Annotated in this window: 20 protein-coding genes; 13 read left to right on the top strand and 7 right to left on the bottom strand. The window is 62.8% G+C overall.

The annotated features are described in order from the left end of the window. Positions 1-22: 22 nt before the first annotated feature. Entirely contained in the window at positions 23-1,147 is a 1,125-nt protein-coding gene (gene dnaN / locus DC347_RS06675) for a DNA polymerase III subunit beta (protein WP_018762813.1), read from the bottom strand. A gap of 537 nt (positions 1,148-1,684) precedes the next feature. Then, positions 1,685-3,106: a chromosomal replication initiator protein DnaA gene (gene dnaA / locus DC347_RS06670; protein WP_018762814.1), complete on the bottom strand. Its 1,422-nt coding sequence runs from the start codon at positions 3,104-3,106 to the stop codon at positions 1,685-1,687. Positions 3,107-3,572: 466 nt separating this feature from the next. Here dnaA and rpmH point away from each other — a divergent pair, with 466 nt between their 5' ends. The 8 genes from rpmH to DC347_RS06630 all read left to right on the top strand — a co-directional run bounded on the left by rpmH (position 3,573) and on the right by DC347_RS06630 (position 9,259). Further along, entirely contained in the window at positions 3,573-3,710 is a 138-nt protein-coding gene (gene rpmH / locus DC347_RS06665) for a 50S ribosomal protein L34 (RefSeq protein WP_003800212.1), read from the top strand. 40 nt (positions 3,711-3,750) lie between these two features. Next, complete coding sequence (rnpA, locus tag DC347_RS06660) at positions 3,751-4,161, top strand: ribonuclease P protein component (protein WP_081624186.1); 411 nt, start codon at positions 3,751-3,753, stop codon at positions 4,159-4,161. Beyond that, positions 4,154-4,546: a membrane protein insertion efficiency factor YidD gene (yidD, locus tag DC347_RS06655; RefSeq protein ID WP_018762815.1), complete on the top strand. Its 393-nt coding sequence runs from the start codon at positions 4,154-4,156 to the stop codon at positions 4,544-4,546. The genes rnpA and yidD overlap by 8 nt, the downstream gene beginning before the upstream one ends. 15 nt (positions 4,547-4,561) lie before the next feature. Beyond that, a complete protein-coding gene (yidC, locus tag DC347_RS06650; RefSeq protein WP_018762816.1) occupies positions 4,562-5,527 on the top strand; it encodes a membrane protein insertase YidC in 966 nt (321 codons plus the stop codon). Beyond that, complete coding sequence (locus tag DC347_RS06645; protein ID WP_109044848.1) at positions 5,527-6,072, top strand: R3H domain-containing nucleic acid-binding protein; 546 nt, start codon at positions 5,527-5,529, stop codon at positions 6,070-6,072. The genes yidC and DC347_RS06645 overlap by 1 nt, the downstream gene beginning before the upstream one ends. 20 nt (positions 6,073-6,092) lie before the next feature. Then, positions 6,093-6,743, top strand: a complete 651-nt coding sequence (gene rsmG / locus DC347_RS06640) for a 16S rRNA (guanine(527)-N(7))-methyltransferase RsmG (RefSeq protein ID WP_018762818.1) — start codon at positions 6,093-6,095, stop codon at positions 6,741-6,743. Between the two features lie 89 nt (positions 6,744-6,832). Beyond that, positions 6,833-7,912 carry a ParA family protein gene (locus DC347_RS06635; protein WP_304598358.1) on the top strand — a complete coding sequence of 360 codons (1,080 nt, stop codon included), beginning with the start codon at positions 6,833-6,835 and terminating at the stop codon, positions 7,910-7,912. A 66-nt stretch (positions 7,913-7,978) separates the two neighbouring features. Beyond that, a complete protein-coding gene (locus tag DC347_RS06630) occupies positions 7,979-9,259 on the top strand; it encodes a ParB/RepB/Spo0J family partition protein (RefSeq protein WP_109044847.1) in 1,281 nt (426 codons plus the stop codon). A 4,522-nt stretch (positions 9,260-13,781) separates the two neighbouring features. On the opposite strand, the gene trxA is transcribed toward DC347_RS06630, so the two are convergent. The 5 genes from trxA to DC347_RS06605 form a co-directional block, all read right to left on the bottom strand. Next, positions 13,782-14,108: a thioredoxin gene (gene trxA, locus DC347_RS06625; protein WP_018762822.1), complete on the bottom strand. Its 327-nt coding sequence runs from the start codon at positions 14,106-14,108 to the stop codon at positions 13,782-13,784. Positions 14,109-14,144: 36 nt separating this feature from the next. Then, positions 14,145-15,101 carry a thioredoxin-disulfide reductase gene (gene trxB / locus DC347_RS06620; RefSeq protein WP_109044846.1) on the bottom strand — a complete coding sequence of 319 codons (957 nt, stop codon included), beginning with the start codon at positions 15,099-15,101 and terminating at the stop codon, positions 14,145-14,147. Between the two features lie 208 nt (positions 15,102-15,309). Then, entirely contained in the window at positions 15,310-16,926 is a 1,617-nt protein-coding gene (locus DC347_RS06615) for an ABC transporter substrate-binding protein (protein ID WP_109044845.1), read from the bottom strand. Between the two features lie 164 nt (positions 16,927-17,090). Beyond that, positions 17,091-19,223: a murein biosynthesis integral membrane protein MurJ gene (gene murJ / locus DC347_RS06610; protein WP_109044844.1), complete on the bottom strand. Its 2,133-nt coding sequence runs from the start codon at positions 19,221-19,223 to the stop codon at positions 17,091-17,093. A 60-nt stretch (positions 19,224-19,283) separates the two neighbouring features. Beyond that, the gene (locus DC347_RS06605) at positions 19,284-19,784 is read right to left on the bottom strand and encodes an NUDIX hydrolase (RefSeq protein ID WP_018762826.1); all 501 of its coding nucleotides are present in this window, start codon (positions 19,782-19,784) and stop codon (positions 19,284-19,286) included. 208 nt (positions 19,785-19,992) lie between these two features. Between DC347_RS06605 and DC347_RS06600 the strand changes: the two genes are divergently transcribed. From DC347_RS06600 to DC347_RS06585, 5 genes are all read left to right on the top strand, one after another. After that, positions 19,993-21,501: a CCA tRNA nucleotidyltransferase gene (locus tag DC347_RS06600; protein WP_109044843.1), complete on the top strand. Its 1,509-nt coding sequence runs from the start codon at positions 19,993-19,995 to the stop codon at positions 21,499-21,501. Next, on the top strand, positions 21,498-22,082 hold the full coding sequence (locus DC347_RS06595; protein ID WP_109044842.1) for a histidine phosphatase family protein: 585 nt from the start codon (positions 21,498-21,500) through the stop codon (positions 22,080-22,082). The genes DC347_RS06600 and DC347_RS06595 overlap by 4 nt, the downstream gene beginning before the upstream one ends. Before the next feature lie 635 nt (positions 22,083-22,717). Next, on the top strand, positions 22,718-22,849 hold the full coding sequence (locus DC347_RS22105) for a hypothetical protein (RefSeq protein WP_255414772.1): 132 nt from the start codon (positions 22,718-22,720) through the stop codon (positions 22,847-22,849). 48 nt (positions 22,850-22,897) lie between these two features. Then, positions 22,898-24,361: a glycosyltransferase family 87 protein gene (locus DC347_RS06590; protein WP_109044841.1), complete on the top strand. Its 1,464-nt coding sequence runs from the start codon at positions 22,898-22,900 to the stop codon at positions 24,359-24,361. Beyond that, positions 24,354-25,796 (top strand): NAD(P)/FAD-dependent oxidoreductase, encoded by a 1,443-nt coding sequence (locus DC347_RS06585; RefSeq protein WP_109044840.1) that lies wholly within the window; start codon positions 24,354-24,356, stop codon positions 25,794-25,796. Before DC347_RS06590 ends, DC347_RS06585 begins: the two co-directional genes overlap by 8 nt. The last annotated feature ends 82 nt before the right edge of the window (positions 25,797-25,878 follow it).

Genomic DNA, 25,878 nt, shown 5'->3' with positions numbered 1-25,878 from the left:
CGAGGCAAGGCGGCGGTGGGGACTAGTTGGGCAGGCGGACAGGCATCACCAGGTAGCGGTAATCATCCTGGTCTTCGCCGTCGGCATCTGCCTGCGCCGTGATCATGGCGGGCTTGGGTGCCGTGGTGAACGAGAACCGGACGAATTTCGTCTCGATGACACTGAGGCCCTCAATCAGGTAGTGCGGGTTGAAGGCCACGGTGATGTCCTCGCCGGACAGCTGCGCTTCAAGCTCCTCCGACGCCTGGGCGTCCTCGCCGGTTCCGGCATCAAGGTTGAGCAGTCCGCTGCTGAAGGCCAGGCGGACCGGAGTGTTGCGTTCGGCGACAAGTGAGACGCGGCGGACGGCTTCCACCAGCTCTTGGGTTTGCACCGTGGCATGGATGGGTGTGGATTCCGGGAACAGGGACCGGATCTTCGGGTAATCGCCATCCACAAGCAGGGACGTGGTGGTGCGGCCGCCGCTTTCGAATCCGATCAGCCGGCTGTCATCGTCGGAGAGGGCAAGGTTGATGTCGCCGCTGTTGCCGAGGGTTTTGGCCACTTCGTTGAGGGTTTTGGCCTTCACCAGCGCGCTCGTGGAGATTCCCGGAGTCACAGGCTTCCACGGCACTTCGCGCATGGCCAGCCTGTACCGGTCGGTGGCAAGGAGGGTGATCAGGTCATCCTCGATTTCCATCCGCACGCCCGTGAGGATGGGCAAGGTGTCGTCCTTGCTGGCGGCGATGATCACCTGGGAAACAGCTTGCGCGAAAGCGTCGCCGGGAACGGTGCCGCTGATGGCAGGAAGGGCAGGCAGCGGCGGGTACTCGGCTTCCGGCATGGTGGCCAGGTGGAAGCTGCTTCGACGGCAGGTGAGTGTGACCTTGTTGCCGTCGGTTTCAACGTCCACCGGGGCCGAGGGGAGGCTGCGGCAGATGTCCGCAAGCAGCCGGCCGGAAACCAGGATGGTTCCTTCGTCCCTGATATCGGCGGCGATTTCCAGCCGTGCGGAGGTTTCGTAGTCAAAGCTCGAGAGGCTGACCGTACCCGCTTCGGCCTTCAGGAGCAGGCCGGAAAGGACGGGGACCGGCGGCCGCGGAGACAACGAGCGGGCTGTCCAGGTGACGGCTTCGGCCAGGACGTCCCGATCGACTCTGAACTTCACGGAAGGGTGCCGCCTTTCATTGCTGCTGCCATGTAAACCCGGGAACTTCGCAGTGAAACTCCGGAAGATGTTGTGCGCGCCGCGGCCGGTGCATGGTCCGTGCAGACGGAAACCACACAAAACCCAGGGATGGGAGCGCTGCTGACAGCTTAGCCGGAAGATCCGCGATTAACCCATCCCCAAGCACCCGGCCCGGCCCTTCCAGGGGCCGGAGGGCCCGCCCGGTGGAGGTGCCGATGGATCTTGTTGTTTGAGGGAATTCAATTTTTTGGGATTCGTAGTGTTAATAACTGCTGTGGAAACTGTGGATAACCCAATCCTGACCCACGTTTCCGGGGTTAAGCCCTGTTCACGGACTGTGCGTTACCTGGGTTTTAAACAGGGTGTGGATGGGGACAACCCAAAGAGGCATTTTTGATGATCCACAGACGGCTTAAGGGTTTTAAGCCCATTAAGCGCGCTTGTCCCCTTAAGTATCCACAGGCTTATCCACATACGCCTGTTAATAAGGTATAGAGTGCGTGGCCCGGTGTGGATTCAGGAGTCGCGCTGCTGCTGCTTGATCCGGTTGGTCAGTTCCGTCACCTGGTTGTAAATCACACGGCGTTCGGCCATCAGCTCACGGATCTTGCGGTCGGCATGGATCACTGTGGTGTGGTCGCGGCCGCCGAGTTCCTGGCCGATCTTGGGGAGCGACATGTCCGTCAGTTCCCGGCAGAGGTACATGGCGATCTGGCGGGCGGTGACAAGGGTCCGGGTGCGGGACTTGCTGCAGAGCTCTTCCATGCTGAGCTTGAAGTAGTCAGCGGTCTGCTGGAGGATCTGCGCTGACGTGATTTCCTGTGCACCGTCGTCAGTGATCAGGTCCTTGAGGACCATTTCCGCAAGCGCAACATCCACCGGCTGCCGGTTGAGGCTGGCGAAGGCGGTGACGCGGATCAGGGCGCCCTCAAGTTCGCGGATGTTGCTGGAAATCTTCGACGCGATGTACTCCAGGGCGTCATCAGGTGCCGACAGTCCCTCGCTGAGCGCCTTTTTCCGCAAAATTGCGATGCGCGTTTCGAGTTCCGGCGGCTGGATGTCTGTCAGCAGTCCCCATTCGAACCGCGACTTCATCCGGTCTTCGAACCCGGCGAGCAGCTTGGGCGGCTGGTCCGAGGTGATGACCACCTGTTTGTTGTTGTTGTGCAGCGAATTGAACGTGTGGAAGAACTCCTCCAGCGTGCGGTCCTTGCCGGCCAGGAACTGGATGTCATCGATCAGCAGGACGTCCACGTTGCGGTACGTGGTTTTGAAGCTGGCGCCTTCGTCGTCCCGGATGGAGTTGATGAAGTCGTTGGTGAATTCTTCGGAGTTGACGTACCGGACCCGGATCCCGCTGTAGAGCCGGCGGGCGTAGTGCCCGATGGCGTGCAGGAGGTGCGTTTTGCCGAGGCCGGAGTCGCCGTAGATGAATAGCGGGTTGTAGGCCTTGGCGGGTGCCTCGGCAACGGCGACGGCGGCTGCGTGGGCAAATCGGTTGGAGGAACCAATGACGAACGTGTCGAAGACGTACTTGGGGTTCAGCCGGCCGAATTCATGCGACGTGCTGGGCAGCATGGGCTGCGGCTTTTGTTCGATCAGCTGGTCCGGCGCGAACGCAGGCTCGACGACGGGTTCGGGCTCTTCGTGGATGGGCACCAGATCGGTGTCGACGTCGATGGCGCAGCGGATGTCCTCGGAGAAGACATTGTGCAGAGCATCGTCCAGGGCGTCCTTGACCTGGGTTTGGAGCACTTCGCGGGTGAGCTCGTTGGGGACGGCCACCAGGAGGGTGGAGCCGATCAGGCCCTGGGCCTGGGCGAGGATGACGAAACCCCGCTGGCGCGGTGAAACACGGTGGTCCTGTTCCAGCAGGCTGACAACCCGGCGCCAGGAACTTCCGACAGTATTGGCGTGGTTGGCTTCGTCTACTGTCATCAATCGGTTCCCTCAAAACTTGCTATGCCTGCATTGCCTGCAGCCCAAGTCCGGAACCAGGCTGCTGGCCCAACTTAATCCACAGGGTTATGCACAGTCCGTGGATAATCGGCTACTGGGACACTCTAGGGGATCAAAAGCCTAGAAGATAGCTGGCTATCCGGCTGTGGATAATTACACGGTTGTGGTTCCTTGGAGGCCCCTGTGAGCCACTTCATCCACAGCCTGTTGGGATACTTAGGCACAGCTGGGGATAGCACCGCAGGGCCCTCCCGGTTTGACTCGGGGCCTCGAATTGCCCTAACGTTGTGAAGTCCTTTGTGTCCGCTTTTTGGCCCCATCTGAACTTCCAGGCGCAGTGCGCTTGGACAGCCGGGGGAAGCGTGCATATACAAAACTTAGCGTCGGCCAGTTCTTCCCCATATTGATCGGGTGGGCGCACCTTTGATCCACTGGAGTAACTAACGTGAGCAAGCGGACTTTTCAGCCGAATAACCGCCGTCGAGCCAAGAAGCACGGCTTCCGCCTTCGTATGCGTACCCGTGCCGGCCGCGCCATCCTGGCAGCCCGTCGTGGCAAGGGCCGTACCGAGCTTTCGGCCTAAATAACTGACTTGTCGGTAGACATCCCTTTGCGAGTTTAAGGTGCTGGCCGCCCGCAACCGCCTGAGGACTGCAACCGATTTTTCAATAACCGTACGTTCCGGTGTCCGCAATGGACGCCGGAACGTAGTGTTATATGCGGCAGCCATCGCTGCCGACGAACCCAGCCGGATCGGGTTCATTGTTTCCAAGAGTGTAGGGAACGCCGTGGTCAGGAACCTCGTTAAGAGGAGACTGAGGGAAGCGGCTGCCGCCTCACTGAGTGAACACGCAACTGGACTCGCCATCGTGGTGCGGGCACTGCCCGCCTCCGCGTCTGCCAGTTGGGATCAACTGCTGGCGGATTACAACGCAGCACTGGAAACAACGCAGAACCGGCTGGCCGGACGGCCACCACGGCCTGCCGCCAAAGGTTCGGCCGGTACAACACGGGAGGGGACAACGCGTGCCTAGCACCACTGCCGCCGTCGCCCGCATCCGGAACGTGACCGCCGCCGTCGCCAAGTTCCTCTGGAACCTGCCCCGGAACATCCTCATTCTCTTGCTGATGGCCTACCGCAAGGTGGTTTCTCCCTTGTACGGCCCCGTCTGCCGATTCTTCCCTTCATGCTCGGCCTATGCCCTTGAAGCGGTCACCGTACACGGCGCTGTGAAGGGAAGCTGGCTCGCAGTCAGGCGCCTTGGCCACTGCCACCCATGGAATGCCGGCGGAGTGGACCACGTCCCCGCCGGCGGCCGGGAATGGCCTGCGGGCCGAACCCCCACAATTGTTGTGCTGAACAATCCGGACCGGTACCTGGTTGCTCGGACTGATGAAGAAGGCCGCAGTGCGGCCTGACGAATAGGGATAAGTATGGACTTCTTTGGAACAATCATGGCCCCGTTCAAGTGGCTGGTTTCCATCATCATGATTGGATTCCACGATGGCTTGAGCGCCATCGGCATGCCCGCCGCAAACGGCTGGACCTGGACTCTGTCCATCATCGGACTGGTGCTGGTGATCCGTGCCGCCCTGATCCCCGTATTCGTCAAGCAGATCAAGGCGCAGCGCGGCATGCAGCTGCTGCAGCCCGACCTGAAGAAGCTGCAAGACAAGTACAAGGGCAAGACGGACCAGCTGTCCCGCCAGGCCATGGCCCAGGAACAGATGGCCATGTACAAGAAGCACGGCACCAACCCGTTCTCCGCCTGCCTTCCCATGCTGATCCAGATGCCATTCTTCTTCGCACTGTTCCAGGTGCTTTCGGGCATTTCCCAGGCGAAAGACCAGGGTGCCGGCATTGGTGCGATGAGCCACGAACAGGTAGTGGAGTTCGATGCCTCCAGCATCTTCGGTGCGCCGCTGTCCGCCGCCCTGCTGCACGGTGGTGCCGGGAACACAGCCGTGGTGGTGCTCTCGATCGTGATGATCCTGGCCATGACGGCGTCCCAGTTCATCACCCAGAAGCAGATCATGGCCAAGAACATGTCTGAAGAAGCCATGGCCAGCCCATTCATGCGGCAGCAGAAGATGATGCTTTACATCCTGCCGGTAGTCTTCGGCGTGGGTGGCATCAACTTCCCCATCGGCGTTCTGATCTACTGGACCACCACCAACCTCTGGACCATGGGACAGCAGTTCTTCGTGATCCGCCGCATGCCGACGCCGGGATCCCCCGCTGCCAAGGCCCTCGCCGAACGCCGCGCAGCCAAGGGCCTGCCGGCCCTTTCCGTCCTCACCGGCAAGCGGGATGAGGCAGCCGACGCCGCCGCGGCTGCCGCCGTGGAAGCCAAGGGACAGCGCGTCCAGCCCCAGCGTAAGAACAGGAAGAAGAAGTAATGTCAGCCGAGAGCACCGAGCACGTCCTTTCCGAAGAGATTGCAGACCAGGACGAGTCCCCCGCTAAGGCCTCTGCGGCCAGCCGCCTCGAGGAAGAGGGCGACGTCGCCGCAGACTACCTGGAGGAACTGCTGGACATCGCCGATATCGACGGCGATATCGACATCGAGGTCCGCAACGGCCGCACCTACATCTCCATCGTCGCGGAGGAAGAAACCGAGGGCCTCGAAGGCCTGGTAGGAGAAGACGGCGAGGTGCTGGAGGCTCTCCAGGAGCTCACCCGGCTGGCCGTACTCTCCGCTACGGAGAACCGTTCACGGCTTGTGCTGGACATCAATGGCTACCGCCAGGAACGTACCGGCCACCTGCAGAAGATCGCCGAAGATGCCGCAGCATCCGTCAAGGAGACCGGTAAGCCGGTTGCCCTTGAGCCGATGAGTGCCTACGAGCGCAAGATCGTGCACGACGCCGTGGCTGACCTCGGATTGGTCAGTGAGTCCGAGGGTGAAGGCTCCGGACGCCACATTGTTGTTTCCGCAGACTAGAGAGTGCCAGCACGATAACCATGGTTGATATCACGGCAGCAGAGCTTCGGGCTGCTGAGAAGATTTTCGGCGACCGCCTGGACCTGGCCAAACGCTATGTTGAGCACCTGGCCACCTCCGGGACCGAACGCGGGCTGATTGGGCCCCGCGAGGTTCCCCGGTTGTGGAGCCGCCACGTGCTCAATTGCGCGGTCATCGAAAGTGAGATCCCCCAGGGAAGCCACGTTGCCGACGTCGGAAGCGGCGCAGGCCTGCCTGGCCTTTGCCTCGCCATTGCCCGCCCAGACCTCGAATTGACGCTCATCGAACCCCTCGAACGAAGGGTTATTTGGCTCCAGGAAGTGGTGGACGACCTCGGCCTGGACAACGTCACCGTCATGCGTACCAGGGCCGAACTGGCGGTGGGGCAGGTGGACGCCGACGTGGTCACCGCCCGTGCCGTGTCAGCCCTGACGAACCTCGCAGGCCTGACCATCCCGCTCCTCGCCGGACACGGTGAGGTGGTGGCCATCAAGGGCCGCAGTGCCGGTGAAGAGATCGAAAAGGCCGCGAAGGTCATCCGCAAGCTTGGCGGTGTGCAGACATCGGTGGTCACCGTCGGTGACAACATCCTTGAAGAGCCCACCACCGTGGTGCGCATCGTAGTGAACAAGTCCCAAAAGAAGTCCTAAAGTGGGCCCACTGACGGTGGTCAGACGGGTGGAGCAGTTAGGCTAGACAACGGCAGCAAAATTGGCTGAACGAGAGTGAGTGTGCCCCAGTGACGAGTAGTGAAGCCTCCGCACAACGGATCCCGCCGTTTGTGTCTCTGGGGTCGGCACGTTCCGTCGCTGGGTCCGGGTTGGCCGGTTTGGGAATGGCCCCGGCCCGGGGCGGGAACCACCCACGGCCGGCCACCGGTGCCGTTGAAAGCGGAGTTTCACGTGAAACAACCGCTTCCGGTAGGTCGAACGTCATCGATGCCATTGACGATTCGAGTCCTATCGCCCGTGAGCTCGCACACGAGACCAAACGCCGGGAACGCCTGATGGGTCGCCAGCTCCCGCGTCCGGAGCAGACCCGGATCTTCACCGTCTCCAACCAGAAGGGCGGCGTGGGCAAGACCACGACGACCGTAAACATTGCCGCAGCCCTTGCGGCCGCCGGACTCAACGTCCTGGTCATCGATATCGACCCCCAGGGAAACGCCTCCACCGCCCTCGGCATTGAACACCACGCCGATGTGGACAGCATCTACGACGTCCTGATCAACGACATCCCGCTGGCGGATGTTGTGGCCCCGTGCCCGGACATCGGGAAGCTGATCTGCGCCCCGGCCACCATCCATCTGGCCGGTGCCGAGATCGAGCTCGTCTCCCTGGTCGCCCGGGAACAACGGCTGCGGCGCGCTATCGACGTGTACGCTAAAACCCGCGAAAAGAACGGCGAAGAGCGCCTCGACTACGTCTTTATCGATTGCCCGCCCAGCCTCGGCCTCCTGACAGTCAACGCCTTCTGCGCCGCCAGTGAAGTGCTGATTCCTATCCAATGCGAGTACTACGCCCTGGAAGGCCTCAGCCAGCTCCTCAAGAACATCGAGATGATCCAGAAGCATCTCAACGCGGACCTCGTTGTTTCAACGATCCTGCTCACCATGTACGACGGCCGGACCAACCTCGCTGCCCAGGTTGCTGCTGAAGTGCGCCAGCACTTCCCTGAACAGGTGCTCTCCGCCGTGGTTCCCCGCTCGGTGCGGATCTCTGAAGCGCCCAGCTACCAGCAGACGGTCATGACCTACGACCCGTCCTCGAGTGGTGCCCTGTCCTATCTGGAAGCCGCCGCTGAAATAGCGGAACGCTAGAATCTTCAATACCGCAACGCATGGAGGCCCGGGTCATCCTGGCTTCACCACTGGAGGGATTTACCCATGAGCGAGAAGCGACGGGGCTTAGGCCGCGGTCTTGGCGCGCTGATTCCAAGTTCCGCCGCAGCCAATGGTTCTGCAAACGGTGCAGCGCAATCGCGGCCAGTGGACTTGTTTTTTCCGGAAGGCCGGAAGAAGACCGAACCCGTAGAGCAGCCTGCACCGCCGGCTGCAGCCAGGGCACAGGAAAAAGAAGGCCAAGCTCCCGCGGCCCGGATTTCTGCAGCGAAGACTACCCCCGCAAAATCGACAGCCACCGACAAGCCCTCCAAGACGGCCGCGGCCGCCAACGGGGCAGCGGACACGAAGGCCCCCGCCAAGAAGGCGCCGGGCCCGCGCTCCAAGGCTGCGGATGGGCCCGCCCCCTCAACGCCACCGGCGAAGGCAGCCCGACCGGCTGAAGCCGGCGCAGCGGATAAGGTGGAAGCATCAGCGGCCCCGGAATCCGGCGTTGAGTTGGTCGAGGTACCAGGCGCACGGTTCGCGGAATTGCCGGTAGGCGACATTCACCCCAACCGTAAGCAGCCCCGAAATGTCTTTGATGAAGACGACATGGCCGAGCTGGTGCACTCCGTTCGTGAAATCGGAGTCCTGCAGCCAATTGTTGTTCGTACATCAACCGAATCTGGTAGTGAACCCTATGAACTTGTCATGGGTGAGCGCCGTTGGCGGGCGGTCCAGGCGGCAGGGCTGGAGACCATTCCTGCCATCATCCGTGACACCACCGATGACGACCTGCTGCGCGATGCCCTCTTGGAGAACCTGCACCGCAGCCAGCTGAATCCCCTGGAAGAGGCGGCGGCGTACCAGCAGCTCCTCGAGGACTTCGGTACCACCCACGAGCAGCTCGCTGACCGGATCGGCCGCTCGCGTCCCCAGGTCTCGAACACGCTCCGCCTGCTGAAGTTGCCGCCGCTCGTGCAGCGCCGCGTAGCCGCGGGCGTCCTGTCGGCCGGCCACGCCCGTGCTCTTCTCTCGCTGCCGGATGCAGCGGCCATGGAACGGCTCGCCCAGAAGATCGTGGCCGAGGGCATGTCCGTGCGCGCCACTGAAGAAGCAGTCACGCTCTACCAGGACCCGGCTAAACCGGCCAAAAACAACATCCCCCGCCCCGGGGCGCGGCATGAACGGCTCGACTACTTGGCGTCATCGCTTTCGGACCGGCTGGACACCAATGTGAAGATTTCCCTTGGCGTCCGAAAAGGCAAAGTCAGCATCGAGTTTGCCAGCGTAGAGGACCTCAACCGAATCATGGATGTGCTGGCGCCGGGAGCGACCAACTAGCGCTCACCGTTACTGGAGCCTAGGGAGGCCCGATTCACTGCGAATTGGGCCTCTTTGCGTTCGTGGGACGGTCGGCTAGACGGCCCCTGGATGCGAGGTCTCCGGGGCTGGCGAGAACTGACTCGGTTTGGGACCCGTCATGGTCCGAGTTCGTCTGCCTGCTTACTGGGTTCCCGCTATGGAGCATTGCCGCATCCGACCGTCTGATGTGGCGGCAAGGGTGTACTTTGCCTGCTTTGCGGGCATATTAGTTCGGGTTTTGCCCACGTTCCGCTGGGCGTAGGACGTACAGCCGGCGTTCTCTGGGCTAGTCGGGGGTGGTGCGGGTAGTTTGTGGCAGACCGTCGGATCGGGGCCTTGCGGTGCCCGCGAGGGCCCATAGGTCGAATACCAGGCCCAGGATCAGGGCTATTGGAAGGCACCCGGCTCTTCTGCGGCTCTCCTGTTGCCGCTGAACCGCTGCTTCGGGATGTCCGGTCGAGACCCTACTGACGTCGGCGCACAGAGATGTGTGGATGGAAGACGATTTTTAGAGGTGTCGGATCCACACGGGCAGTGCACTTCCGTCCGTTGTTTCACGTGAAACGCGAGCAATGTGCTGCGCTCCTTGATGTGCCGGCCAATTGCATCTCCCCTGTGGGTACATCCGCGGCCGGTTCACTCTTCTAAAGGGTGTGCGGACATGGGCCTGAGTGCCATAGTTCGCGGGCGAATGTGCTTCTGTCATCGGCAGGCCTACATGCCATGGTCCTGCCGCAGAAAGTCATCAAGTTTTACTGTGACTATTTGATTGGGCTACCTGGTGATGGATCTCCGTCAATATCGAAAGACGGTTCTGTCCTCAAAGACTGCTATGTCCTTAGGCGGGTGAATTGCCAGCTCTGCGGTTCTTGCGCGCGTTGTAGGGCCGCGGACGTCGCCGAAGCCGCATTGTGCTGTTAACGGACTGCGGTGTACTGGGCTTTACTAAGACTGATCATTCGTGGGGCCTTGTGCCACGAAGCCAAGGACCCACCTGAAAAGAAATCACCAGGCTGGTGTCGCCGATCATCTCGTGACACAGGTGTCGTATCTCACCAGGCAAGTGGTGCATAATCAAAATGCGGCTGTGCGATTTGGTCGAGTGCCCCGATACGGGAGAGTTCGGCTGATGTATGCAGTAGTACTGCTCCTCCTTAGTATCCATACTTGGCGATAGATTATTGGGACGTACTTTGTCGAAAGTAGCCATCCGTGTGGTTCCGTGTGTGCGGAGACCGTAGCTGTCCGCCTTGCACTGCCCGTCAATGTTTCACGTGAAACGGCGCAACTCCGGGTGGTGGCCGGCGCAGTCTAGATATGTTTCACGTGAAACACAATTGGTCGCTACTCATTCTCTCTCGCATAGGGAGTCGGAACTCCCGTGAGAGAGCCGGCGGAGCACGCGCATCCAGCTTCACGCGCTGCACTGCGGATGGACCCGAGAGCGGGGCGGACCTCGTGGCCGGCAAGAAAGGATGTTTCCGATCCACCACCCCTGAAATCACTGTGTGGCGTGGATGTCCCACAGCGTCCCGTGCTTCTTAGCGGGGCACATGGGAAGTGCATCGAGTACAGTGTTCGACTATGGGTTCCACGGTCTTCGTTGGTGATCAGTAGTTCCTGAGGAGTCCTGCATTGGGCACTCGCTCAGTGAGTTGGAGTTCAGAAGCAGAGCTGCGAGGGCGCGTTGGGCCCCGCAATGATCAGGAGTATGACCTAAGCCGTCTTGCTGTTGTTGAGTGCGATCAATACGCAATATGGGAACAGACATACGGTGTTTGCTTAGGTCGTGGAAGAGTCTCGTGGAAGGCGGATCAATATCGCCACGACGCTGCCCTGGGGCGTGTGCCACCACGGAACGAGTTGGCGCGGTTACTTGCACGGCATCCTTGCGATGAGCATGGGCACCGTGAGTCCCTAGCCTTCGATACCTGCTCCCCGATGACCCTGTCCCCCGGCCTTCGGCGTCGTCCTGGATAACCCATTCTGGGTTTGGCACAGAGGCAAGGCGTGTGGCAATGCACTACCTCCTAGCGGCGCTGCCGACTACAGAGCTGCCGATGGCTATTGTTCGGCGGTGTTGGAACTACGCTCCAGGACGGAGGTTTGAGGCTTCACGGAGGTGTAGTTCCTTCGTTACGGCGCCCAACCGACACTTTGCCGGGCGGAGGTCTTCCACGTCGGATTGGCGTCGCGGGAGGCTGCTGTCCTTAAGAATCTCAAGAACCGCCTGTACGCCGTGCGTCGACGTTGGGCAGCGTTGTTTGAAGCAATGGTGTTGCACCGAGAAGGCCGCCTAGCTCGGCGCGAATGTATCGGCACCGGTGAACCCTGGAAATACCCGGAGCGCAACGGGCGATCCCCCGGAGCGTTTCATCTGCTTCGTTCGGCGGCAGAGTATAGGTGGATATCCCTGTGGATAACTTTGTGAATAAGTTCTGTCCCTTATCCAGAGCTTCGCAGCGCCTTGTGCGTCGCGACTTGCTGCGGGAAGGCTACAAACCTTGCGGCAACGTAACCCCTAAGCGTGACCGCGACGACGGCGTTTCACGTGAAACATCGTGTGGCATTGCACGGCAGCGATAAGCGCACATTTTGAGTGGAAAATGACGACATTTCCGGCGTGTATGAGCTAGATCAGCTCGTACCCTCGCGCGGTCGTTCCCGCGAATAGGCGGACATGGTGTCTAGACGAACACCTTGGGATTCGAATAGGCCGTTGAGGATCTGAGAAACCCTCGAATGGAGGATCAGGCTGCCTGTGGATATCGCTGTGAATAACTTGATAGAGGCCCTGTGGATAACGTGTGCGTAACTCAAAGCGGGATTGCCAACGAGCGGCTCGATTGCCAGATCAAAATCCTCGATGGTGTCACTCCCATATAACCAAGAGGGAAACTTGTATCCAAGGTGGATTCGAGATCCTAGTTGTCTTCGAAGTTGAACTGCCCCAGCCGGAGCCCATGGGGCGAACACTGTTCCGCTTGAGGAGCCCCAGGGATGTCGCCCGTGTAAGAGGCGGGGTCTTCATGTCGCACCGCTCACGGCCAATCCAGCGGTGCACCGCAGGTAGATCTTGGACGTGCCAACTCCCAATACCAGTCGGATGCAGGCAGCGGCATGCCCCCACTCCTCCCATAAGATCAAAGGGATATCGGAACGCGTCTTCGTTTCACGTGAAACATCGAGCCTCTCCGAGTCCAGGTCGACATCAGCGGCCGTACACGGGCAATCTGAAGTCACCAATGAATAGCCGCGATGGGATGAATTGCCGTGTAAGGGCGTGTGCGCTGAACTGAGCGCCAACGACGACGAACCATAGAGCTCTTAGGCTCGGCATCGATCCGATGCGTTGGAGGGCCGTTCGATCATTGACGCGGTGTACCGGTGACAGCGCTGCACGCCCCCTGGGCGAGCTCACGACCCGACGAGGATCTGGCTCATGCGTCCGTGTCACCGGGTGGGGCCCGCTGGTCCGGGTCAGGAAAGCGTAAAGAGGGGGCGCGGCTCCGCCTGGTCTCCCCCCAAGCGCTAGGCAAGCGACCTTGAAGGTCCGAGGGCGGTCTGTCTGAGAACCCCGTCCCCGCATGGACCGCATTCTTGCCGGCTGAAGCGTGTATGCCTGGGTCCGGAGCAGGATTCGAAGCGTCAAGTTGTGAAGGAGCTAGGCAGGAAAGCAATCTCCCCGGGCCATGGATGGAGGCGCTGTACATTTGTGCTTTTCGTCTGGGCCTAAGGAATTGTCACCTCACCGGTTCGCGCGGTCGCCGATGCCAGTCGCGATTTCAGCTTGATCTTGGACTTCGTAGGACGATGGGAATGAGACCAGAAGTATCAATCGTCCGTTCTCGATGTGTGCACTTGATGATTGGCTTCTCACAGGAAGCACAAGCAATCTCCAGCTTTGCGCAGAAATATATGCCAAATGACTCGATTCGCACTATCCAAGCCGAGACTCCCCTCCGCTGTGTCCCGTAGACGGCACGCGATCCTATGACCGCATCGGCGCTTGGAATTGGGGTGACAGCGTCTACGATGTTTCACGTGAAACCGCGGGCGCCTCACACACCTCCGGCTCACATCTTGCGCACCCTCGTACGCTACCGTGCCAGTGTCCCGCGATGTAGAGATGGCGGCCTCCGACAGCTTGATGTGAGACGCGATGCCTATTCGGCACCGCACCGGCGTGGCGTAGCTGGTGGCCATAGACGCCCCTGGGAGTTAGAGTTCCACCCGCATCTATGCCCCACGTCCTACAGGTCGGAACCATCGACAAGGGGCCACCTCCATTTGGGTCGGCAGACGGTACCGGGCGCGAAAGTGTTTCACGTGAAACGTATCTGTCAAGAACGATCTACGGTCGCCCAGGCAGTGCCGAATTGTTCAGGGTTGGATAGAAGTAGGCGCTCAAGCACGGCAGGCACTGGACAAAAAGTGGCCCCCGCCAGGCGACGGGAGCAACTCTTTGACCTACATCAGGTCAAGCCATATAGGCTGCAGTTCAGGAGAGGACGTCAGAGAATTCCTTCTCAAAGAACTGCTTCGGCTTTGCGCCGATAACAGTGCTCTTTACTTCGCCGCCCTGGAACAAGTAGACGGCCGGAATCGAGGTGATGCCGTATTCGGCAGCGATTGCCGGGTTGTCATCCACGTTGACTTTGACGACGTCGACTTTCTCGCTGTACTCGACCGAGATCTCGTCAAGGATCGGGCCAAGCTTACGGCAGGGGCCGCACCACTCAGCCCAGAAGTCGACGATGACAGGCTTTTCGGAGGACAGGACGTCAGTGCCGAAACTTGCGTCAGTTACATCTTTTGCGTTGCTCATAACCTTGTCTTTCTCTTCGGATAACAGTGTCGCGGATTATGCGGGCAGATCGGCCAGGTAGTGTTCGACGTCAATAGCCGCAACACATCCTGAACCGGAAGCGGTGATTGCCTGGCGGTACGTCGGGTCAACAACGTCGCCGGCAGCGAACACACCCGGGAGGCTTGTCCGGGAACTCCGGCCCTCCACGGCGATGGTGCCCTCGGGTGTCAATTCCAGGACGTCCTTGACCAAATCGGTCCGGGGATCGTTGCCGATGGCGACAAAGACACCCGTAACGGCAAGCTCAGACACTGACCCGTCCACCAGGTTCTTCAACCGCAGTCCGGTGACTTTGTCCTCGCCGAGAACGTCCTCTACCGTGCTGTTCCACGCAAAAGTGATCTTCTCGTGTGCGAGTGCACGGTCCGCCATGATTTTGGAAGCCTTGAGCGAATCACGGCGGTGTACAACCGTTACGGATTTCGCAAACTTTGTGAGGAAGAGGGCCTCCTCCATTGCTGAGTCGCCGCCGCCAATGACGGCAATGTCCTGGTCCTTGAAAAAGAAACCATCGCAGGTTGCGCACCAGCTGACACCATGTCCGGACAGGCGCTTTTCGTTGGAAAGCCCCAGTTCCCTGTAGGCCGACCCGGTGGAAAGGATGACGGCCTTTGCGCTGAAGGTCTCCCCCGTGCCGATGGTGACTTTCTTCACCGGTCCTTGGAGGTCGAGCCAGGTGACATCCTCAAACTGGATTTCAGTTCCAAACCTGGCGGCCTGCTTCTCAAAGTTCTCCATCAGGTCCGGCCCCATGATTCCTTCAGGGAAACCGGGGTAGTTTTCCACGTCCGTGGTGTTCATCAGCTCGCCGCCTGCAGTCACTGAACCTGCGAGCAACAGAGGCTTGAGGTTTGCCCGTGCGGTGTACACGGCCGCCGTGTACCCTGCCGGTCCCGAGCCTACGATGATGACATCACGTACGTCGGACGCCGTGTTTTCTGCGATGGTCACTGGAACGTGAACCTCTTCCTTGTTCGACTCGCCTCCCTTTGGAGGCCGGCCACATGGCACAACCGTGCCCGCGTGCTGAATATTCCAGCGCCCGGACAAGGTGAACCACCGCAAAAGGTACAGGACTATCCTTCGCAGGGCGCTCTTTCCAGATTACATTCCCCGCGCGCGGCGCCTGTCGCGGCTGTAACAACCGCGGCGTCGGGGCTTACTGGACCTTGATTTCTGCCAGGCGGAGACCGTAACCGTAACGGGTCTTTGGAGCCGCCAGCTTGGGAAGCGAATTGATGGAAACAAGCACGTACTGCGCCTGGACCGGCTCGGGAAGGGGCATGTTCAGGTCCGTGGAGGTGAAACTGCTGGTGCCAATGGACTTGGCTCCATCCAGGGATGGCTGGTCGTTGGTGTACACGGTGATGTTGCCGCCGGATCCCCCGAGCTGGGAGAGCGTAATGGAAGAAACCGTTGCCTTGCTCTTCAGCTTTACCACCAGCGGAACTCCCTGCGGGGCCAGGCCACCCCAGTTCTCCGTGGCGAACTCCATGTCGGACCAGTAGCTGGCGTTGTTGCCGTCGTAAGCCTTGACCAGGTCGCCATCGAATGTGGCAGCAAAGTCGAAGTTCCCCTGCCGGGTCACACTTTCAATAGCGGGCGGTACCGCGGGCGGAGCCGACGGGGCCGCCTGGGTGGCCGATGCAGAGGCCTGCGGAGCGCTGGTGCTGGCGGGCGGAGTGGACTTGGCCTGGGGCTGCCCTGGGGTGAAGAGGCTGCCAAGGTTGGTGACGGCGAAGATCAGGCCTGCAATCAGCACAACGGCCAGGAGGCCGCCAACCAGCCAGCGCATGGAACGGGGCTGGTCGTCGGACTCATCATGGTCGTTGTCGTCGTCTCGATCGGCAAATGCGGTGCCGGCAGCGGCCGGGGCCGCCGCACGGGCAAACAGGGCGGACCTGCCGTTGCCGCTGCGGGGCTCTTGCGGGGCGTCGCCGTCCTGGTGATCGTCGTCGTCGCCCGATTGGGCGTAGTCGTCGTCAGACCACAAGGAAACCTTCGGCTTGCCGTCCGAAACGGACTGCTGTGGATGTGCCTGCGTGGTGTCGTTTGGACCGGTGTCCGTATCCGCAGTGTTTGCCGGCTCGAAGCCGGCGTGCTCGGCTGCAGGCTGTACGGGCTGGGCGGCAGTGGCATCGGGATCCAGGTCGGCCGGTCGTCGTCCCGCCGAGGCTGCCGAGGCTGCTGCTGCACCTGCACCTGCAGCTGCGGCGCCAGCGGCACCGGTGCGGCCTGAACCCGGGGGTACAGCGGGAGCCTGGCTTGCGGGCCGGACCGTGGGCCTTGGCGGCGCGGCCGGCGCGGAAGGATAAGGATCAACCTGGCTCGGGTGCGAGTCGGCGTAGTTGATGTACCCGGCGTCGACGTTGTCTTCCTCGTCGTAGGGCTCGGGTTCGTGGGAACGGGCCTGGCCGAAGATCTCACTGCCCAGCGTGTCCGTGAAGAACGGTTCGACGTAGGGCGGGTTGGATGCCACCACAAGATCCAGGAGGTCTGCGGCGGAGGTGTGGTTGGTGATGAGGTAAGTGGTGTCTTCGGTGACGCCGAGGTCCAATACCTGTACCGTGCCGGGGCGTTCGCCGGTGGCCACTTCGCGGGCGCTCTGGGCAACCTGCTCGGTGTTTTCCGGGCCCGCCACCAGGATGCTGACCGGCCGGTTAAGGACCTGGTCCACGCCGTCCAGCACCAGATCGTGGTCGTGGGAGGCCAATACCGTGGCTGTGACCTTGTAACGGCCACCCAGTACTGATCCGACATCGATCGGGTTGGACACGTGTTCCTCCTAGACTGTCCGGGATTGCCGGCCTCAATGACGCAACCGCCGATCAGGCGCCGCGCACGGCCGAACCCTGACTGCAACTACCCCTGTACCTGTTCGATCCTAGCCGATCAGCCCCGGACGGCCGTGGAGAAGACCGGCGCCAGACCGCAACGGCATCACTTTTTCCGTGGGCGGCGTTTCTTGAAGTACGGGTTCTCGCCGGCCTTGCCCTGGTACGTCCGGCGGCCCGGAAGGGGAATCTGTTCGCTGAGCAGGCCCCCACGCGCCGTGGCGGGCTGCTCCTCACCAGGCAGGTACTCGGCCACCGGCACCTGCTGGCGGCCGTCGTCGTGCAGGTCCTGGCGGCGCACGCCGCGCTCCGGATCCGGGCCCGCACGGAACGAGACGGCATCGAACTCGCCGGAAATCCGTGGAATGAGGCCGGTGTCCACGGAGGTGGTGGCCCGTTCAGGACGGTGCCCGGAGGAACCTGGGGCAGGAGCGGACGACGGCGCGTCCCCGGCTTCAGCAGCGGGGGCTGGGCCCCCGCGGCCCAGCCGGCCCAGCAGCGGCCGGAGCATGTCGCCCAGTTCGGTGACCCGGAACAGCCGAAGGAGCACGAAGTAGACGCCGAGCATGACAGGCCCTGCCACCGCGACCGTAAGCAGGGCCTGGAGGCGGCCGCTCCAAGCGAAACCATCAGGGTTGTAGCTGCCCATCAGCCAGAGGGCGGCCGAACCGGCGACGGCGGAGCCAAGGGCCGCATAGCCCATGCGGATGTACGAATTGGCGATCCGCGGACCGTCCAGGCTGCCCAGCATGCGCCGCAGGAAGACCGCGCTGATGACCACCGAGAGGATGTTGCCCACCATATACAAAACGGCGATGGCGTAGATGATCTGGCCCACCGGCAGGAATTGGATGGCGAACGCACCGGCTACATAGACCACAGCCAGCAGCAGCTGCACGTAGAACGGCGTGCGGGCGTCCTCGTTGGCATAGAACACCCTGGACATCATGAAGTTGGCACTCATGAAGGGGGTGCTGAGGGCAAGGATGGTGAGCGTCTGGGCCAGCATGACGCCGTCCTGGCGCGAGCCGCCGGAGAAGAACATGCCCAGTGGACCCGCCAGGGCAAACAGCGCCAAGGCGCCGAACACCGTGGCGACGGCCATGGTGCGCAGCCCGTGCGAGAGTGCGTCACGAAGCTCCGCCCGGTTGCCGTCCTGCGAAGCCCGGGTCATCCGGTTGAACAGGACGGTGGCCAGGGACAGGGCAATAATCGAGTGCGGCAGCAGGTACAGCTGGCTGGCCACCTCCAGGACCGCGTTGCCGGGGAGGGTGGAGGCGGACGGGTCCCCCGCCTCCTGCAGGCGGATGCGTTCAGCGCCGGGAATGGTGGCGATGCGCATGACATAAAGGAAGGCCAGCTGCCCGACGGCGGCTGTCAGGAGGGTCCATACGCTCAGCCGCGCAGCGTGCCCCAGCCCCACGCCCCGCCAGCCGAACCGGGGCCGGAGCCCGAGCTTCAGACGGAAGACCGGCACCAGCAGGATGGCGGTCTGGGACAGTACGCCGATGGTGGAGAACCCGGCCACCAGGAGAGTCTGCGCGGAGCCCCAGTTGTCGATGGTGTGGGCGCTGAACTCGTTGGTCCCGAAGATCCAGATGAACATGCCCAGGCCGGCGATGGCCACCAGGTTGTTCAGGATGGGTGCCCACATCGCCGGACCAAACGCGCCGTTGGCGTTCAGGACCTGGGTAAGCAGGGCGTAAAGGCCGTAGAAGAAGATCTGCGGCAGGCACCAGAACGCGAACGTTACCGCGAGGGCCTTCTGCTGCGGCGAATATCCCTGGGTGGTCAGCTCGATGACCCCCGGCGCGGCCAGCGTCACCAGCGCCGTCAGTCCGAACAGGAGCAGGACAGCGAGCGTCAGCAGCCGGCTGATGTAGTCCGCTCCCCTGTCCGGGGCCTTGCTTGCCTTGATGATCTGCGGGACCAGCACGGCATTGAAGACACCGCCGGCCACCAAAAGGAAGATCAGGTTGGGCAGGTTGTTGGCGTTGATGAACGTGTCGTTGACCGTCGAGCCCAGGCCCAGCGCGGTGCCCAGCATCCAGGTCTTACCGAAGCCCAGGAAACGCGAAACGAGCGTCCCTGCGGCCATGATGGCGCTGGAACGGGACTCGCTGGGACCCGCGGCCGCGGGCTGCGCGGTCTCCGGTGCGGCCGCCCCGGCGGTGGCGTCGCCGGGTGCGGCATCATCGGGCCGGCCGGACCGGTCGGAAGGAAAGTTGGTAGCTGACATCGAGTTCATCGTCTCACCCACCGGCCCGTAACACCGCAATGACGACGGCGGCGTCCGGGCTTAGAGGTGTCCGGGCAGGACCTCGCGGGCAAGGTCCGCGATGCGGCGTTCGTTGGGGAAGGACAGCTTCCGGGCCAGTTCCTGGATCGGCACCCAGGCCACATCCACGGCTTCCTGGTCGGGATCGTTCTCGATGGTGAGCTCGCCTCCCGTGGCGCGCAGGAGGTAGTGGTGCACGGTTTTGTGGACCCGGTGCCCGCTGACCGTGAACCAGTAGTCGATGCTGCCCAAGGGCGCCAGGATGTCTCCCTCGATGCCGGTTTCTTCGGCAATTTCGCGGACGGCAGCCTGCTCGTTGTTCTCCTTGCCCTCCGGATGCCCCTTGGGGAGGCACCATTCCAACCGTCCGCCGCGATTAAGGCGGGCGATGATCGCAACCCTCAATTCGGCGTCGGACGTGTCCACCACAACGCCGCCGGCCGAGACTTCCTCAACCGTTGGCAGCGAGGCCGGTGCCGATTGCTGGGCAGGGGCAACGTGCGCCCCGATTGCCGATGGCAATGGTGCGTTCGTCCTCCTGCCGGGAGCGCTCGGTACTGGATGGGCCATGGAGTCCACTCTAACGACTGTTGCCCGTTCGTGATGACCGGAACATGACACCAACATGGACGGGATGTGACGCATTTTGGGGCCGGGAACGTCAATCAGCGCTGATCTTGACGCTTTTTTGGACTGCCGCGCCGCTGGTTTCTGCCAAGCTTAAGGAACTATGTCGCACGCACATCACAAGATTGATTCCCACACCGTTGACTTCAAGGTGGACCCGGTGGTCCTGGAGCTCGGTCAGCGGTTCGTGGATGCAGGCCACGAGCTGTCCCTCGTGGGCGGGCCGGTGCGCGACCTTTTCCTTGGCCGGGTTTCCCCCGACCTCGACTTCACCACGGATGCCACGCCGGACCAGACGGTGGCACTGATCAAGAAGTGGGCGGACAACTTCTGGGAGATCGGGCGCGCGTTTGGCACGATCGGCATGCGCAAGGGCGGCTTCCAGATCGAGATCACCACCTACCGGGCGGAGGCCTACGATCCCGACTCCCGCAAGCCCGTGGTGGCGTTCGGTACCTCCCTCACCGACGATCTGCTGCGGCGCGACTTCACGATCAACGCCATGGCACTGAAACTGCCTTCCCTGGAACTGGTGGATCCGTTCGGCGGGGTGCGGGACCTGCACGCCTCCTTGCTGGCGACGCCCGGGGCGCCGGAGGCCTCCTTCTCAGATGACCCCTTGCGGATGATGCGGGCGGCGCGCTTCGCCGCGCAACTGGGCGTCTCGGTCCGCGACGACGTCCGCGAAGCCATGACTCACATGGCTGACCGGATCGGGATCATTTCCGCGGAGCGGGTGCGGGATGAACTGGTCAAACTGATCTGCGGTGCCCGGCCTCGCGTGGGCGTGGACCTCCTGGTGGACACGGGGCTGGCCGAGTATGTGCTGCCCGAGGTCTCCGCCCTCCGGCTCGAAGCCGATGAGCACCACCGGCACAAGGATGTCTACCAGCACTCCCTCCAGGTGTTGGAGCAGGCAGCGGAGCTTGAAACGGACGCCGAAGGCCCTGTGCCGGGCCCGGACTTCGTGCTGCGCTTCGCGGCGTTGATGCACGACGTCGGCAAGCCGGCGACGCGCCGGTTCGAACCGGGCGGGGCGGTGAGCTTTCGCCACCACGACATGGTGGGTGCCAAGCTCACCTCCAAACGGATGAAGGCGCTGCGCTTCGACAATGACACCACCAAGGCCGTTGCACGGCTGGTGGAACTCCACATGCGCTTCTATGGCTACGGCGATGCCGGCTGGAGCGACTCGGCTGTCCGGCGGTACGTCACCGACGCAGGCCCGCTGCTGGAACGGCTGCACCGGCTTACCCGGTCCGACGTCACCACCCGAAACCAGCGCAAGGCCGACCGGCTGTCCTTCGCTTACGACGACCTTGAGTCCCGCATTGCGGCGCTCCGGGAACAGGAATCCCTGGACGCAGTACGCCCGGACCTGGACGGAGCCCGGATCATGGAGCTGCTGGGCCTCAAACCGGGCCCCGTGGTGGGCCGCGCCTACAAGTTCCTCCTTAATGAGCGGATGGAACACGGACCGTTGCCCGCGGACGAGGCCGAGGCGCGCCTGCTCCGCTGGTGGGCCGAACAGCCTGAATCTGCACCTGCCGGGACCGAGCCCGGAACCCCTCCCGCCGACGTCGAACCTTCACCCGCTGAGGAGTCCAAATGACCAATCCCGCCTTCGCTCCGCGCCCCCAGCTGTGGATCCTCCGCCATGGTGAAACCGAATGGTCCAAGAGCGGGCAGTACACGGGCCTCACAGACCTCCCCCTGACAGTGGAAGGCGAACAGCAGGCCGTGGAGGCACGCAAGGTCCTGGACGGCGTCGACTTCGACATGGTGCTCACCTCGCCGCTGCGGCGTGCACGGCGCACTGCCGAGCTCGCCGGTTTCCCGGATGCCCGGCACGAACCGCTCGCGGTGGAGTGGAACTACGGGGACTACGAAGGCATCAGCTCGGACCTGATCCGCAAGGACAATCCCGACTACCTGATCTGGACCCACGGCGTTCCCAACGGTGAAAGCCTTGATGAGGTGGCCGCGAGGGCGGACAAGATCATCGGCCGGATCCTGGAATCCGGGATGGACAATGTGCTGATCGTGGCGCACGGTCATTTCTCCCGGATCCTTACCGCGCGCTGGCTGGAATTGCCGCCCACGGAAGGCCGCCACTTTATCCTCGGTACCGCCAAAGTATGCACCCTGGGCTGGGATAAGAAGACGCCCGCTATTGTGCGCTGGGGTCTCTGAATCGCCTTTAGTAAAAAACTTTTCCGCATTTCCCGGGAATTGCTGGCCTTTCGCGGATTCCTGGGGTACCTTTATTCCTGACCCCGCGGCAATCTGCCCGGGTCCAAGACCGCATTGCACACCACGCAGCGGACAGCAGAAAAGGAGGTTGGGAAAATGATGACTTTGACTGGCGAATGGAACACCCCCATCAATGCATTCCCGGCCTCTGCTGGTGCTGCGCGCGTTGCTCCGGTCGGCACCGGGTGGCGGTCCGCCGCCTTCCCCGGTTCTTGCCCTCGCCGCTAACCGGAACCACGTTCCCCGGGACTTCGCCCTGCCTGGACCAGTCCCCGGGATAACGGCCGGTACGCCGCCGCACCTCCTGCGCTGACTCCCCGGAACAGCACCTGCCTGAGCCCACGCTTCGCTGACGCCTGAAACCGCGTCCGCGCACTTGAGCGTTCCTGCTCTGCGCCAGGTGCTTGCTTTCCGGCATTGCCGGCGTCCCCCGGAATTTGTGTTCTTTCCTGCAATTTCCGCCTATTCCCGCCATGGAATTCACGCGCCTTCTTTTCGGGCTTTTTCGCGCCGAAAAGTAGCGCTAATTCGTCATGCACTTTTGTGCCCCATTAAAACGAAAGGAGGTGCCTTCCTTGATGCGAAAGATCCTGGGATTCCTGTCCCGCCCCCTGCAGCGACGCAGTTCGTTCAACAGTGACCTGTTGGAGCAGCATCGAAACGAAGTCTTCGTGCTCATGCACCAGCAGCTCGGCGGCTTGCGCTGACTGCCGGCCCCCGCGCTTTGCGCAGGGGCCGGCTGTAAGCTCGACTCCATGCACGAGACCCAGCCGCCGGAGGGTGGACGACGGCCCCGTATCGTGGTGCCGAGCCGCAGCGATGCGCTGCTCCGTAATTTCACGGAGGTGATCGGCGGGCCACTCGGGGCCAAGGCGGATCCCGGCGTTGCCTCCCCCGGGATCTTCACCGTGGAACGTGTGCTGGTGGTCCTGGCAGCACTGGCCGCCTTGGTGGGCATCCTGCTTAAGGGCTACTGCCGGGTCAACGGCTGGGAGACCCCAACCCAGTTCTACGCCACGTGCTACTCGGACTTCCCGGAGCTGTTCCGGAACCGCGGCCTGGCACAAGGGGTCTTCCCCATCCTCGGCAGCGGCAGCCAGTTTGAATACCCGGTGCTCATCGGGTTGATTGCGGGGCTGACGGCATGGCTGGTTCCCGGAGGAGACGCCAACGCCAGGGCTGTGGCCTACTTCGACATCAATGCCGTGCTGCTGGCGGCCGTGGCCATGGTCACTGTCCTGGCAGTTGCCCGCATGCCCGGCCGCCGTCCCTGGGATGCCGCCATGGTGGCGGTCGCCCCGGGGATTATCCTCGCCGGAACCATCAACTGGGATCTCTGGGCAGCCTGCCTGCTGGCTGTGGGCATGTACTTTTTCGCCAAGAACCGCCCGGTGCCGGCCGGCATCCTGATCGGGCTGGCCACGGCAACCAAGCTCTACCCGCTGCTGGTCCTCGGGGCCATCCTGCTGCTTGCCGCGCGGACCGGCCGGTGGCGGCCGCTGCTGGTGACCGCCGGCAGCGCCGCCGCCACCTGGCTGGTGGTCAACCTGCCGTTCGCGGCGGCCAACCCGTCCGGCTGGGCCTATTTTTTCCAGTACAGCGCGGAGCGGGGCGCCGGGTACAGTTCCCCGTGGTTCGCCTACAACCTGGTGGCCGGCAGGCTGGGCTGGTCCGGGCTGGCACCGGACGGAGTCAGCGCACTGTCAGCCGGACTGTTCGTCCTGTTGTGCGCCGCCATAGCAGCCGTTGCACTGACCGCTCCCCGCCGCCCCCGCCTGGCGCAGCTTGCTTTCCTGATCGTCGCGGCCTTCATCCTCACCAGCAAGGTCTACTCGCCCCAGTACGTCGTGTGGCTGATCCCGCTGCTAGCCCTCGCCAGGCCACGGTGGCGCGACTTCCTGGTCTGGCAGGGGATCGAAGCCCTGCACTGGGCCGCAATCTGGATGTACCTTGGACAGGTGACCAGCGCCGGTTCGTCCCAACACAACCTGGACATGCCGTACTACGTCCTCGCCGTCGCCGCTCACATGGCCGCCGTGGCGTACCTCATGGCGCGCATCGTGTGGGACATCTACGACCCCGCCTATGACCCCATCCGCCGCCACCATGTTGATGATCCGCACGGCGGGCCGTTCGCGAACGCGCCCGACTGGTTCCGGCTGGATCCCGCCCGGCCCTCGGAATCGGTTACCCCCTGGAAAGCAGGGTCCCGTGCCTGATGTCGCGGTAGTAGGCTCCGGTCCCAACGGACTCTCTGCAGCGGCCGTCATGGCAAGGGCAGGGCTGTCGGTGGAAGTCTTCGAGGCAGCCCAGACCATCGGCGGTGGCACGCGCACCACCGAACTCATGCAGCCCGGACACTTCCACGACGTCTGCTCCGCGGTGCATCCCATGGCGCTGGCATCCCCGTTCTTCCGTGCCTTCGAACTGCCCCGGAGGGTGGACCTGATCACCCCTGAAGTTTCATTCGGGTCCCCGCTGGATGGCGGCCGGGCGGCTTTGGCGTATACCTCGCTGGAGCGGACTGCGACGGAACTGGGCCGGGACGGCGCTGCCTACCGCAGGCTCATGGAACCGCTGGTCCGGCATATTGGCGACGTCATGGATTTCACCCAAAACCAGCTGCTGCGGATCCCCCGCAACCCGGTGATGGCGGGCGTTTACGGATTGCGGACGCTGGAGCAGGGAACCGGATTATGGAACGCACGGTTCCGGGAGGATCTTGCACCCGCCCTCCTGAGCGGGGTTGCCGCCCACGCCATCTCGCATTTACCGTCCCTGGCGGCGTCCGGGGCCGGCCTCATGCTCGGTGCCCTGGGACATGCGGACGGATGGCCCATCCCCCGCGGCGGTTCCGCCTCCATCGCGGCAGCCCTCGCTGACGATATCCGCGCCCACGGCGGCGTCATCCACACCGGCACCCCCATCGACCGGCTGGAACAACTGCCGGCCACCCGGGCCACCCTGCTGGATGTGGCGCCCCGCGGCCTGCTGGACATGGCAGGCGATGCGCTGCCTGGCCGCTATCGAAGAGCCCTCGAGGCGTTCCGGTACGGAAACGGCTCCTGCAAGGTGGACTTCATCCTGTCCGGTCCGGTGCCGTGGCAAGCCAGCGGGCTTGCCGACGCCGGCACGGTCCACGTGGGCGGGACCCGGACCGAACTGGCGGCTTCGGAGAACCAGGTCAGCGCCGGCCGGCATCCCGAGCGGCCGTATGTCCTGGTGGCCCAGCCCTCCCGGTTTGACCCGGGACGGGCCCCGGACGGGCGGCACACACTGTGGACGTATTGCCACGTCCCCGCAGGCTCCACGCGGGACATGACCGGCGAGGTGATGGCGCAGCTGGAACGGTTTGCCCCGGGATTCCGGGACCTCGTGGTGGAATCGCACGCCATTACGGCGGCGCAGCTGGCGCAGTACAACCGCAACTACGTTGGCGGCGACTTCAGCGCCGGAGTCATGGACGTGCGCGGCCTGGTCCAAAGGCCCGTGGCGTCCCCCGTCCCGTGGCGGACACCTCTGCTGGGCGTCTACCTCTGCTCATCCTCAACGCCACCGGGCCCGGGTGTCACGGGAATGCCCGGGATGCACGCGGCTACGTACGCCCTGAAGGACATTTTCCGGCTGCCGGTTCCGGACCTTTCCCTCGGCTAGGTTCTGCCGGCCGGCAGGACCCGCCACAACCTCCTGGCCCGCGACGGCACGGCACAGCACGGTGCCGGGGCGGGGGATAATG

It is taken from the genome of Pseudarthrobacter sp. AG30, from assembly GCF_003116525.1.
In the GTDB taxonomy this organism is placed as follows: domain Bacteria; phylum Actinomycetota; class Actinomycetes; order Actinomycetales; family Micrococcaceae; genus Arthrobacter.
The sequence above is the reverse complement of the archived record's forward strand: the minus strand, read 5'-3'. Positions and strand labels throughout refer to the sequence as shown.